The 12084-nt window shown below is 65.0% G+C and carries 15 protein-coding genes; 9 read left to right on the plus strand and 6 right to left on the minus strand.

Features of this window, described 5'->3' with window-relative positions:
• Positions 1-25: 25 nt before the first annotated feature.
• The 4 genes from GEV01_RS08085 (at position 26) to GEV01_RS08100 (ending at position 2246) form a co-directional block, all read left to right on the plus strand.
• A complete protein-coding gene (locus GEV01_RS08085; protein WP_152803256.1) occupies positions 26-721 on the plus strand; it encodes a glutathione S-transferase N-terminal domain-containing protein in 696 nt (231 codons plus the stop codon).
• A gap of 100 nt (positions 722-821) precedes the next feature.
• Positions 822-1403: a BPSL1445 family SYLF domain-containing lipoprotein gene (locus GEV01_RS08090; protein WP_152803258.1), complete on the plus strand. Its 582-nt coding sequence runs from the start codon at positions 822-824 to the stop codon at positions 1401-1403.
• Positions 1404-1491: 88 nt separating this feature from the next.
• Positions 1492-1857 (plus strand): glutaredoxin domain-containing protein, encoded by a 366-nt coding sequence (locus tag GEV01_RS08095; protein WP_152803260.1) that lies wholly within the window; start codon positions 1492-1494, stop codon positions 1855-1857.
• Complete coding sequence (locus GEV01_RS08100; RefSeq protein WP_152803262.1) at positions 1857-2246, plus strand: PPC domain-containing DNA-binding protein; 390 nt, start codon at positions 1857-1859, stop codon at positions 2244-2246. Before GEV01_RS08095 ends, GEV01_RS08100 begins: the two co-directional genes overlap by 1 nt.
• On the opposite strand, the gene GEV01_RS08105 is transcribed toward GEV01_RS08100, so the two are convergent.
• Both GEV01_RS08105 and GEV01_RS08110 read right to left on the minus strand, forming a co-directional pair.
• On the minus strand, positions 2243-2548 hold the full coding sequence (locus tag GEV01_RS08105; protein WP_152803264.1) for a protealysin inhibitor emfourin: 306 nt from the start codon (positions 2546-2548) through the stop codon (positions 2243-2245). The two genes, GEV01_RS08100 and GEV01_RS08105, sit on opposite strands and share 4 nt — an antisense overlap.
• A 10-nt stretch (positions 2549-2558) precedes the next feature.
• Positions 2559-3578: a M4 family metallopeptidase gene (locus tag GEV01_RS08110; RefSeq protein WP_152803266.1), complete on the minus strand. Its 1020-nt coding sequence runs from the start codon at positions 3576-3578 to the stop codon at positions 2559-2561.
• Between the two features lie 131 nt (positions 3579-3709).
• Here GEV01_RS08110 and GEV01_RS30735 point away from each other — a divergent pair, with 131 nt between their 5' ends.
• Complete coding sequence (locus GEV01_RS30735) at positions 3710-3886, plus strand: hypothetical protein (protein WP_175022979.1); 177 nt, start codon at positions 3710-3712, stop codon at positions 3884-3886.
• Positions 3887-3888: 2 nt separating this feature from the next.
• On the opposite strand, the gene GEV01_RS08115 is transcribed toward GEV01_RS30735, so the two are convergent.
• Positions 3889-4107, minus strand: a complete 219-nt coding sequence (locus GEV01_RS08115; RefSeq protein WP_152803268.1) for a DUF3820 family protein — start codon at positions 4105-4107, stop codon at positions 3889-3891.
• A 175-nt stretch (positions 4108-4282) separates the two neighbouring features.
• On the opposite strand from GEV01_RS08115, the gene GEV01_RS08120 reads away from it, so the two are divergent.
• The 4 genes from GEV01_RS08120 to GEV01_RS08135 all read left to right on the plus strand — a co-directional run bounded on the left by GEV01_RS08120 (position 4283) and on the right by GEV01_RS08135 (position 9492).
• A complete protein-coding gene (locus GEV01_RS08120; RefSeq protein WP_152803271.1) occupies positions 4283-5494 on the plus strand; it encodes an MFS transporter in 1212 nt (403 codons plus the stop codon).
• Positions 5495-5567: 73 nt separating this feature from the next.
• Positions 5568-7013 carry a sodium:solute symporter gene (locus tag GEV01_RS08125; protein ID WP_152803273.1) on the plus strand — a complete coding sequence of 482 codons (1446 nt, stop codon included), beginning with the start codon at positions 5568-5570 and terminating at the stop codon, positions 7011-7013.
• 51 nt (positions 7014-7064) lie between these two features.
• Positions 7065-8948, plus strand: a complete 1884-nt coding sequence (sppA, locus tag GEV01_RS08130) for a signal peptide peptidase SppA (protein ID WP_152803275.1) — start codon at positions 7065-7067, stop codon at positions 8946-8948.
• 1 nt (position 8949) lies between these two features.
• Positions 8950-9492: a GNAT family N-acetyltransferase gene (locus GEV01_RS08135; RefSeq protein WP_152803277.1), complete on the plus strand. Its 543-nt coding sequence runs from the start codon at positions 8950-8952 to the stop codon at positions 9490-9492.
• On the opposite strand, the gene GEV01_RS08140 is transcribed toward GEV01_RS08135, so the two are convergent.
• From GEV01_RS08140 to GEV01_RS08150, 3 genes are read right to left on the minus strand one after another with little or no spacing between them, the layout of a single operon-like run.
• Positions 9455-10732 carry a sensor histidine kinase gene (locus tag GEV01_RS08140; RefSeq protein WP_152803279.1) on the minus strand — a complete coding sequence of 426 codons (1278 nt, stop codon included), beginning with the start codon at positions 10730-10732 and terminating at the stop codon, positions 9455-9457. The genes GEV01_RS08135 and GEV01_RS08140 overlap by 38 nt on opposite strands.
• Positions 10732-11445: a response regulator gene (locus GEV01_RS08145; RefSeq protein ID WP_175022981.1), complete on the minus strand. Its 714-nt coding sequence runs from the start codon at positions 11443-11445 to the stop codon at positions 10732-10734. Before GEV01_RS08145 ends, GEV01_RS08140 begins: the two co-directional genes overlap by 1 nt.
• Positions 11446-11487: 42 nt before the next feature.
• Positions 11488-11958, minus strand: coding sequence for a Spy/CpxP family protein refolding chaperone (locus GEV01_RS08150; RefSeq protein WP_152803283.1), 471 nt, complete (start codon positions 11956-11958; stop codon positions 11488-11490).
• Positions 11959-12084: the final 126 nt, after the last annotated feature.

Genomic DNA, 12084 nt, shown 5'->3' on the forward strand with positions numbered 1-12084 from the left:
GGCCATCCCCGTGCACAATAAAACCATGATAGATCTCTACTACGCCGCAACGCCCAACGGCTTAAAAATGACCATGTACATGGAGGAGGCCGGTATCGACTACCGCCTGATCCGCGTGAACATCGGCAAGGGCGAACAGTTTGCGCCGGAGTACCTGCGCATTTCTCCGAACAACAAGATCCCGGCGCTGGTGGACCACGCACCGGCCGACGGCGGCGGGCCGCTGAGCATGTTCGAGTCGGGCGCGATGCTGCAATACCTGGCCGACAAGACCGGCTTCGGCCTGCCGCGCGATCCGCGTGCGCGGCTGGAGGCGCTGCAATGGCTGACCTGGCAGGTGGCCGGGCTGGGACCGATGGCGGGGCAGATCGGCCACTTCAACATCTACGCGCCGGAGACGGTGCCGTACGCCATCGACCGCTACACGCGTGAAGTCAGCCGGCTGTACGGCGTGCTGGACAAGCAGCTGCAAGGCCGCGACTTCATCGCCGGCGAGTTCTCGATTGCCGATATCGCCTGCTACCCGTGGATCGTGCCGCACGAGGGGCACGGGCAGACGCTGGCCGATTTCCCCGACCTGCAGCGCTGGTTCGAAGCCATGCGCGCGCGGCCGGCCACCATCAAGGCCTACGTCGGCGTCGAGAACGTCTACGCCCGCAAGGACCGCACCATGTCGGCCGAAGAGCGCGCCATCCTGTTCGGACAGGGACGCCCCGTTTGATACGGATGGGACAAAGCATGAAACGCCGGAAGATGACAGAATAGCGAGACCATGGCAATCATGGCAACCCGCCGCTCACTGATCTTTTACGGAGACTTCCATGCAAAAACGTACTTTCCTGGTCCGTAGCACCGCAGCGCTGATGTTCGCCGGCTTGACGCTGGGCGGCTGCACAACGACGACCTCCGCCGCCAAGCCCGATTCAGCCGCCGTCCGCACCGAGATCGAGCAGGGCTCGTACTCGACGCTGGAGCGCCTGTATTCCGAAGTCAAAGGTTCGCGCGAGCTGGTGCGCAAGTCCGCCGGTGTGCTGGTGTTCCCGCGCGTGCTGGCGGCCGGCCTGGTGGTGGGTGGCGAATACGGCAAGGGCGTGCTGCGCACGGGCGGCCAGACCGTCGATTACTACAGCGTGGCTTCGGTGTCGGTCGGCTTCCAGGCCGGTGCGCAATCGAAGGCCGTGGTGCTGCTGTTCATGACGCGCGAAGCGCTGGATAAATTCCGCAACAGCAGAGGCTGGACGGCCGGCGTCGATGGCTCGGTGGCGCTGCTGAAGGTGGGCGCCAACGGCGAGATCGATACCAACACCGCCAACAATCCGGTGCAGGCGCTGGTGCTGACCAATGCCGGCCTGATGGCCAACCTGAACCTCGAAGGCACCAAGATCTCCAAGCTGGAGCTCTGACCCGGCAAGCGCCGGCGCGGAAAAGGCTATGCCGCCGCGCCGGTTTGCGGCTACTCTTACGCTCATCTAACATTCATGAGGAATAACGATGAGCCGTAAAATCCTGGACGAAGCCCACATCCACCCAGCCGTGCGCGAACGCGTCAGCGGCTATCACCGCGATCTGGTGTCCGAAGTGCAGACCGCCGTAGCCGCCAACAAGGTGGTGGTGGTCGGCATGGGCTTGAATCCTTTCCCGCGCAAGGCCCGCAAAATCCTCGACGGCCTCGGCACGCCCTACACCTATCTGAGCTACGGCAACTACCTGTCCGAATGGCGTCCGCGCACGGCGCTGAAGATGTGGGCCGGCTGGCCGACCTTCCCGATGATTTTTGTAAAAGGCACGCTGATCGGCGGCGCCACCGACTTGCAGAAGCTGGTGGACAACGGCGAATTCGCGCGCATGGTGGCCTGATGCAGACGCTGGCGCTGCGGCTCAATCCGGGCGACGATTTGCGCGCATCGGTGGTGGCGGCGCTGGCCGCCAGCGGCCATCAGGCTGGCTTCGTATTGCAGGGCATCGGCAGCCTGGACGGCGCGCAACTGCGCTACGCCGGCATGCCGCAACCGGATGCGCTGCGCGGCGACCTGGAAATCCTGACCTTGGCCGGATCGATCTCGGCCGACGGCGCGCATCTGCATATGTCGGTGTCGGATGCGCAGGGGAGGGTACTGGGCGGCCATGTGTGCGCAGGCTGCACGGTGCGCACCACGGCCGAGCTGTTGCTGGCGCTGCTGCCCGGCCAGCGTTTTACGCGCGAACTTGATCCGCGCACCGGCTATCCGGAATTGAAGATCGGCTAGTCGGGCTCGACTTCGTTGAGCCTGTGCGTCAGCTCCTTGAGCGGCGCCGGCGCGGCGTCCAGATGGTAGCGCACGCAATGTGCCTGCTGGCCTTCGTCCACCTTGAGGTCGTACAGAAAATCAGACGATTGCGGCGCGGCCTTGGTCAATTTTTCCGGCAGCGTGAAGAAGCAGCTGGCCGTCAGCAACTGCTGCAATGCCTGCGCCTGCGGCTGCGGCAACTGCGATAGTTCGACGGTGCGCGTCTGCGCGCCGGCAGGTCCGGTGAAGCCGCCCGTGCACTTCAAGATCAAGCGTGTCATGACCATCCTTTCACACAACGCCAACCACTTTCCATGCCGCCTGCACGGCGTGCTGCTCGGCCGAATCGGCGCCATACAGAAGCACCGCCGCCTGCGCCGTTGCCTTGGCCATGTCGGCGAAGGTGGCGGTCGAGGTCAGCAGGCCGAGCGCCTTGTACCAGATGGGCCCGGCCTTGTCCCAGGCATTGCCCTTGAGCGCGATGGCCGCCGCATAGAAGGCATGGTTGGGGATGCCTGAGTTGGTGTGCACGTCGCCGCCGTCCACATATCCTGCCATGGTTTTAGGTTGTTCGTCGCCCGACCAGGTTAATTTCTTGTTGCCGGGATCGGCCATCGAGCGCAGCGCCTTGCCGACGCTGGCCGCCAGGATGCCCGAACCGATCAGCCAGTCCGCCTGCTCGGCGCTCTGCTTGAGCTTCCACTGCTTGACCAGGCTGCCGAACACGTCGGAGATCGACTCGTTCAGCGCGCCGCTCTGGTTTTCGTAGACCAGGCCGCCGGGCACGGCGTGCTGGGTGACGCCGTGGGTCAGCTCGTGCGCGATGACTTCGAGGGCGTGGGTGAAGCCGAGGAAGAGTTTGCCGTCGCCATCGCCGTAGACCATTTGCTGGCCGTTCCAGAAGGCGTTGTTGAACCTGGTTTGGTAATGGACGGTGGAGTCGATGCGCAGGCCCTTGTTGTCGATGGAATTGCGCTTCAGGACTTCGCGGAAGAAATCGTAGGTGGTGCCGGCGCCGTCGTAGGCCTGGTTGACGGAGACATCGGCCACCGCCATGCTGCCTTCCCCGCGCATCAGCTTGCCGGGCAGGGTGGCCTTGTGCCTGGCGTCGTAGACGGTGCGGCGCTTTTCGCCGGGGACGGCGGCGCCCATTGCCGTTGGCGCGACAGAACGCTGGCCGCGCAGGTAGGCCGACATTTCGCACTGGTCCAGCAGCAGATGGCGTTCGGCTGGCTCGGCTTCATCGGCCAGCTGGCGCAGCATGCGGGAAGAGATGATGAAGCAAGTGCAGCCGTGCGGCTGGATCGGCATGACGTTCTCCTTCACAAATGCAATGGTGTCTTTATACACTTGTTTTCATTGCCGCCATGTCACGATTGCTTTCGCAATTTTTTCATGCGAGTATGCAGAACGTTCCGTTCGAATAGTCCCTGGAGTTCACCATGTCCGAATATGTCCCCGCTTTAGTCTGGCTGCTGTCGGGCTTTGTGTGCCTCTACATTGCCAAGCGCCGCCACGTCCGGCCAACGACGCTCTGGGCGATGCTGGTCGCCGTGATCGGCCCCTTCGCCATTCCATTGGTCTTTGTCGCCAAGCCAGAGAAGCTCAAGCAGGCCTGAGGCTAAGACCGCGCCTTGCGCAGCGGATCGAGCAGGCTGCGCAGGTCGTTGTGGTCGAGCTCGTACATCAGCGCGATCAGGCCGCCCAGCTCGCCGGACGGAAAACCCTCGCGCGCGAACCAGCCCAGGTAGTGGCCGGGCAGGTCGGCGACGACGCGGCCCTTGTATTTACCATAGGGCATTTCACGCGTTAGCAGCAGGGCAAGTTTTTCAGAATTCATTATCGGCTTACAGTACAATCGGATTGTTATTTTAGCCAAGGTGGAGTGAGCAAGAAACGGCCCCAGCCTGCCCTATATTTGACTTGAAATCAAATATCTTTGCTATTTTAAGGTCTTTTTCTCAGTAAAGAATATCCCGATACTGCATGACATCAACTTTTCAGGAGTGAATGTCATGCCTATTGCCTTGCTGGCGCTGACCATCAGCGCGTTTGCCATCGGGACCACCGAATTTGTCATCGTCGGCCTGCTGCCGACCATCGCCGCCGACCTGGGCGTGAACCTGCCGTCGGCCGGGCTGCTGGTCAGCCTGTATGCGCTGGGCGTCGCCGTCGGCGCCCCGGTGCTGACCGCCCTCAGCGGCAAAGTGCCGCGCAAGACGCTGCTGGTGTCGCTGATGGTGCTGTTCACGCTCGGCAATCTGCTGGCCTGGAAAGCGCCCGGCTACGAATCGCTGGTGGTCGCCCGCATCCTGACGGGGCTGGCGCACGGCGTGTTCTTCTCGATCGGCTCGACCATCGCCACCTCGCTGGTGCCGAAGGAAAAGGCCGCCAGCGCGATCGCCATCATGTTCACCGGCCTGACCGTGGCGCTGGTGACGGGCGTGCCGCTGGGTACCTTCATCGGCCAGCACTTCGGCTGGCGCGAAACTTTCCTGGCCGTATCCGCGCTGGGCGTGATCGCCTTCCTCGGCAGCCTGTTGTTCGTACCCTCGACCATCAAGCACAGCAAGCCTGCCTCGCTGCTGCAACAGGTCAAGGTGCTGGGCGAGCCGCGCCTGCTGCTGGTGTATGCGATCACCGCGCTCGGCTATGGCGGTTCGTTCACCGCCTTCACTTATCTCGCTCCCATCCTGCAGGACATCACCGGCTTCAACGCCAACACGGTGGGCCTGGTGATGCTGGTGTACGGCGTGTCTGTCGCGGTCGGCAATATCTGGGGCGGCAAGCTGGCCGACCGGCGCGGTCCGATCGGCGCGCTGAAGATCATCTTCCTCGGCCTGGCCGCCGTGCTGTTCGTGCTGAGCCTTACCGCGCCGTACAAGTGGCTGGTGCTGGCGACCGTGCTGGCCTGGGGCGCCGTGGCCTTCGGTAACGTCGCCGGCTTGCAGGTGTACGTGGTGCAGCAGGCCGAGCACTTCACGCCGCGCGCCGTCGACGTGGCCTCGGGCCTGAACATCGCGGCCTTCAACGTCGGCATCGCCGGCGGTGCGTGGGGCGGCGGCCTGATCGTCGATCATTTCGGCCTGATCCATACTGGCTGGGTCGGCGGCCTGGTGGTGCTGGGCGCCTTGGGCCTGACCGCGCTCAGCGGCCGCCTGGACCGCTTGAACCCGCGTCCCGCCAGCATCGGCACCGAGAAATCGATCCATGCCGTAGCCCACTAAAACCGGGGCCGGCCGCGCAGCCAGCGCGGCCGGTGTATATTGGCGGCGAATCGAATCACTAAATCGCCTCCTCATGTCAGCTGTTTCCCTGTTCTGCCTGGTCTTCTCCTATTTCGCCTTGCTGCTGGCCGTGGCCTGGCGCACCTCCCGCAACGCCACCAACGACAGCTTCTTCATCGGCGACAAGCGCAGCAACTGGATGCTGGTCGCGTTCGGCATGGTCGGCACCACGCTGAGCGGCGTCACCTTCGTCAGCGTGCCCGGCGCCATCGGCCGCGACGGCTTCGGCTATCTGCAGGTGATACTGGGCTATGTGCTCGGCTACATCGCCGTGGCCTACGTGCTGCTGCCGCTGTACTACCGCCTCAAGCTGACCTCGATCTACCACTATCTCGACGTGCGGCTGGGCCGCCGTTCCTACCAGAGCGGCGCCGCCTTCTTCATCCTGTCGCGCACGCTGAGCGCGTCGGCGCGGCTCTACCTGGTGGTCAACATCCTGCAAGCGACCATCCTCGACAGCCTGGGCGTGCCGTTCTGGCTGACCACGCTGGTGATCCTGGCCATGATCCTGCTGTACACCTACGAAGGCGGCGTCCAGACCATCGTCTGGACCGACACGCTGCAAACCACCGGCATGCTGCTGGGCTTGCTGATCTGCGCGGGCTGGCTGCTGGGTCAACTGGGCCTGAGCCTGCCGGACAGCCTGGCCGCGATGGAGGCGCAGGGCTTGACCCGCGTCGTCACCAGCTCGGTCGACAGCCCCGCCTATTTCTGGAAGCAGTTCCTGGCCGGCTTCTTCATCGTGCTGGCGATGACCGGCATGGACCAGGAAATCATGCAGAAAAATATCTCGGTGCGGACGCTGCGCGATTCGCAAAAGAACATGCTGCTGCTGACCGTGATCCTGACCGGCGTGCTGCTGCTGTTCATGTTCCTCGGTGGCCTGCTGAGCCTGTACGCGCCCACGGTCGGCCTGGCCGCCAGCGGCGACAAGCTGTTCCCGGCCGTGGTGATGCAGCACATGCCGGCCGCCGTGCAGCTGGTCTTCTTCATCGGCCTGGTGTCGGCGCTGTTCCCCAGCGCGGACGGCGCGCTGACCGCGCTGACCTCGACCTTCTGCATCGACATCCTCGGCATCCAGCGCCGCAGCGATCTGCCGCCGGCGGCCCAGCTGCGCCTGCGCCACCGCGTGCACCTGGGCTTTTGCGCGCTGTTCCTGCTGCTGGTGCTGCTGTTCAAATGGGTGGACAACGCCAGCATGATAGGCCTGGTGCTGAAGCTGACCGGCTACACCTACGGCCCGCTGCTGGGCCTGTTCGCCTTCGGCATCCTGACCCGCCGCAGCGTGCGCGACCGTTGGGTACCGATGGTTGCGCTGGCCGGTCCCGCCATCTGCTACGCCATTGATTATCATCAGAAATTGCTTTTTGGCAGCTACCGCTTGGGCCTGGAGTTGCTTATCATGAACGGCTTGCTGGTGTTCGTCGGGCTGTGCCTGATTTCCAAACCGAGACAGTAGCAGTGGCATGCAGTATTATTCTTGTAATTTACGCAATCACCTGGAGTATCAATGAGCAGATCACCGTTTTCCTACATCCGCAGCGGCTTTGGCTTTTTGTGGCGAGCGCTGGATACCGGCCGCCGTGCGATATTGAACCTGCTGTTCCTGCTTGTGCTCATCGTGCTGGCCTACGCCATCTTCGGCGGCGGCGCCAAGCCGCTGCAGTCCAAGACCACGCTGGTGCTGAACCTGAAGGGCCAACTGGTCGAACAGTCCAGCGGCAACGCCCGCGACGCGCTGCTGACCAGCGTGCGCGGCGGCGAGAACCACAAGATGATGCAGCTGCGCGATGTGCTGTCCGTGCTGGAGACGGCCGCCAAGGATCCGGAGATCACCGGCGCCGTGCTGCTGACCGATGAAATGGAAGGCGGCGGCCAGGCCATGCTGCGCGAAGTGGCGGCGGGCCTGGAGCGCTTCAAGGCCGCCGGCAAGCCGGTGGTGGCGTGGGGCTCCAGTTACAACCAGCGCCAGTACCTGCTGGCCGCGCATGCCAGCGAAGTCTATCTGCACCCGATGGGCATGGTGATGCTGGAAGGTTTCGGCCGCTATCGCAACTACTACCGCGACGCGCTGGACAAGCTGGGCGTGACGGTCAACCTGCTGCGCGTCGGCACCTACAAGAGCTTCGGCGAACCGTTTATCGCCAACGGCCCTTCGCCGGCCGCCACCGAGGCCGAGGCCTATCTGAACAACGCGCTGTGGGCTTCCTACACCGGCGATATCGAGAAGGCGCGCAAGCTGCCGGAAGGCCAGGTCATGAAGACCATCAACGACCTGCCGGCGCAAGTGGCCGCGGTCAACGGCGACCTGGCCAAGCTGACGCTGTCGGTCAAGCTGGTCGACGGCCTGAAAACCAAGGATGAAGTGCGCGAGATGATGATCAAGCGCGGCGCCCGCGACACCGAAGGCAAGAGCTTCCGCCAGATCAGCTTTGACGACTACCTGGCCCGCGTGCACACCAAGCTGACCGGCGACGCCGTCGGCGTGATCGTGGCGCAGGGCGAGATCAGCGACGGCAGCACCGGTCCCGGCGCCATCGGCGGCGACTCCACCTCCAAGCTGATACGCGCCGCGCGCGAGGACGACCATATCAAGGCCGTGGTGCTGCGCGTCGATTCGCCTGGCGGCAGCGCCTTCGCTTCGGAGCTGATCCGCCGCGAGCTGGAACTGACCCGCGCCGCCGGCAAGCCGGTGGTGGTCTCGATGGGCAACGTCGCCGCATCCGGCGGCTACTGGATCTCGATGTCGTCCGATGAAGTGATCGCCGATCCGAACACCATCACCGGCTCGATCGGCGTGTTCGCCATCCTGCCGACCGCCGACAAGGTGATCGACAAGCTGGGCATCCACACCGCCGGCCAGCCGACCACCTGGCTGGGCGACGCCGGCAATCCACTGCGTCCGCTGGATCCGCGCTTCGGCCAGGTGATCCAGGGCAGCATCAACCACATCTACGCCGAGTTCACCGGCCGCGCCGCCAAGGCCCGCAAGACCACGCCGGAGAAAATCGACGCCGTGGCGCAGGGCCGTGTATGGACCGGCGCGCAAGCCAAGGAGCGCGGCCTGGTCGATACGCTGGGCAGCTACGGCGACGCGCTGAAGTCGGCCGCCAAGCGCGCCAAGCTGGCCGACTACCGCGTGGTCTACATCGAACGCGAAACCAGCAAGTTCGATCGCCTGGTCGAGATGGTGGGCGGCTCGGCCGCGCACGCGGTGGCGCAATCGGTCGCGCAGACCCTGGGCGCGCAGCTGAAGGTGGGCGTTACAGCCAGCACCGGCCTGCCGCCTAACGCGGCCGCCGGCATCGTCAGCGACCTTGGTTGGCTGTCGGAGATCACGGCGGCCCGCAAGCCGTTCACTGCGATCACCCACTGCCTGTGCGAATCGCCTTGATATGAGCGGCGAAATCGGCATCCGCGCCGCCGCGCGCGGCGACGAAGAAGCCTTGTCCGCAGTGGGCAAGGCCAGTTTTCTCGAAGCGTTTGCCGGCATCCTCGATGGCGGCGACATCATCGCGCACTGCGAACGCCAGCACGCGGCAGCCGTCTACCGCGACTGGCTGGCCGACGAGGACATGCGCATCTGGCTGGCGGAAGCCACGCCGGGCAGGGCGCCTATCGGCTATCTGGTGCTGGCCCCGGCCAAGCTGCCGGTGGCCGATCCGCATGAGGACGACCTGGAAATCAAGCGCATCTACCTGCTGCACCGTTTTCACGGCCAGCGCGTTGGCAAGCGCCTGATGGATGCGGCGGTGGCCGATGCGCGCGGGCGTGGCGCGGGCCGCGTGCTGCTGGGCGTCTACGCGGGTAACCACGATGCGCTGGCGTTCTACCAGCGCTGCGGCTTTGCGCAGATCGGCCAGCGCACCTTCCGTGTCGGCGATACGGACTACGACGATATTATTCTGGCGTTGCCGTTGCAGCCAGCGGCAGCGTAATCTCGAAGCTGCTGCGGCCATCCGGCATCAGGACGCAGCGCGCTTCGCCCCCGTGACGGCGGGCGATCTGGCGCACCAGCGCCAGGCCGAGGCCCGCACCGCTGTTGTCGCGTGTGCCGCGGCGGCGGTAGAACGGCTCGAACACCCTTTCGAATTCCTCTTCCGGTATGCCTGGGCCGCTGTCCCACACGGCCAGCGTGGCCGTGCCGTCGGCACTGGCGATGTTGACGTGCGCGGGCGGCACGCCGTGGCGGTGCGCGTTCTCCAGCAGGTTGCGCAGCAGCCGGCGCAGCAGGCGCGGATCGCCCTGCATCGGGGCGGAGGTGCCGTTCAGCACCGCGTCGTCGTAGCGCGCGCATTCTTCTGCCGCCAGGGCCAGCAGGTCCAGCTCTTCCAGTTCGGTATTGTCGCTGATCGCGCCCAGGCGGCTGGCCAGCAGGATCTCGTCCAGCAGTTCATTCAACTCGGCGATGTCCTGCTCCAGCCCTGCGCGCCGCTTGGGGTCGACATCGTCCTTGATCAGCTCCAGCGCCAGGCGGATGCGGGCCAGCGGCGTGCGCAGCTCGTGCGAGGCGTTGGCCAGCAGCGTTTTGTGCGCGCCTACCAGTTGTTCGATCTGGTCGGCGGCGCGGTTAAAGCTGCGCGCCAGCCGTGCGATTTCATCCTTGCCTTCGACCGGCACACGCGCCGTCAGGTCGCCGGCGCCCAGCGATTCCACGCCTTGCTGCAAGCGTTCCAGGCGCTTGGTGAGGCGCCGCACCAGCGGGAAGGCAGCGATACCTATGCCCAGCGCGAGCAGCAGCAGGGCGTTGTGCAGCATGGCCTTGGGCCGCGTGAAGCCCAACGGTTCGCTCGACAGCAAACGGCGGCCGTCCGGCAGCCGCACATAGGATTCCGGCGGCGGGGTGTCCATATTGTGCTGCCGCCAGTGGCGCGCCGGTATCTGCACGCCGACCACGGCCAGCGGCTCCCAATCGTGGGAGTACAGCGTCATGTGGGCGTTGAGGTTGGCGGCCACGCGTTCCAGCGCGGCCTGTTGTTCGGCGGGCGGGGCGTTGGCCGGCGCCAGCACGTTCTGCATCACCATCGCCAGCGTGGCGTTGGAGCGTTCCAGCGGGCCGCCGGTGCGGTTCCACACCAGGACCACGGCCAGCGCGAACAGCAGCAGGCTGAAAAGCAGCGCCGCGTAGAAACGGAAGTAGAGGCGCGGCAGGCCCCAGCTGAAGCGCGGGCCGGCCATCAGTCCTGCACCTTGGCGAACAGGTAGCCGGCGCCGCGCACGGTGATGATGCGGCGCGGTTTTTTGGGATCGTCTTCGACGGCGGCGCGGATGCGCGACATGTGCACATCGATCGAGCGGTCGAAGGCTTCCAGCGGTTCGCCCTTGAGCAGCTCCATCAGGCTGTCACGCGAGAGGACGCGGCCGGCGTGGCGGGCCAGTACCAGCAGCAGGTCGAACTGGTAGGCGGTCAGCTCGCAGGAGACGCCATCCAGCCTGGCCGCGTGGGCGGCAGGGTCGATCTCCAGCCGGCCGAATTGCAGCAATTCGCTGTCGCGTTGCGGCGCGGCGTCCGGCTGGTGGCGATGCTCGACGCGGCGGCGCAGGATGGCGCGCACGCGGGCCAGCAGCTCGCGTGGTTCGAAGGGTTTGGGCAGATAGTCGTCGGCGCCGATCTCCAGGCCGATGATGCGGTCGATGGCGTCCCCGCGAGCGGTCAGCATCAGCACCGGTATGTCGGAGACGGCGCGCAGCTGGCGGCAGACATCGAGGCCGTCCATATCGGGCAGCATCAGGTCCAGGATCACCGCGTCGACCTCGCCGGCCGCGATGCAGTCCAGCGCCGCGCGGCCGTTGGGCGCGTGCGTGACGCGGAAGGCCGCCTGGCCCAGATACTCTACGAGCATCTCGGCCAGGCGGGGGTCGTCTTCGACCAGCAGAATATGATCAGTCATGCGGATCATTCTACGGACAGGCGAGCCGCTTCACAAGACGGCTTAGCCGTGATGCCCATGGCGGCCATGCATCTGGCTCAGGTGCTCGGCCAGCTTCTGGCGCTGCGCCGGCGTCAGGGTGTCGCCCACGTCGGCCAGCAGCTGCACGATGCGCTTGGACGCCTGGTCGGCCAGCGCCAGGCCGTTGGCGCGGGTGGTTTCCAGCGCGGTGCGGTCGATGGTGGCGGCGGACATCTGCTCAATCAGCTGCGCGTGCAGCTGGTGCACCTGCTGGTGCAGCGGCTTGATGTCGGCCAGCGCGGCCTTCACCAGCGGCTCGATCTTGGCTTTCTGCGCATCGGTGGCGTCGACTTCGACGTACAGGTGCTTGAGCATGCGGTCCATATGGGCGCTGGAGTCGATGGCTGCGTGCGTGCCACCCATGTGGCGTTCGACAGCGACAGCGCCTACGCCCACGACCAGCGTGGAACCCAGCAGGAATGCGGCAACGGTTTGGCGGTTAAAGATACTCATGTTCTATCCTCGTTTGGTTGATTTGGGAGACAACGAGGCCAGTGTGCGCCGCCAGCGTGAAGCGGCGATGTCGCTCCGGTAAAGAAATGTAAAGCCAGATTAACGGAAGATACGCAAAGTCCTTGA

Source organism: Rugamonas rivuli (assembly GCF_009380165.1).
GTDB classification, from domain to species: domain Bacteria; phylum Pseudomonadota; class Gammaproteobacteria; order Burkholderiales; family Burkholderiaceae_D; genus Rugamonas; species Rugamonas rivuli.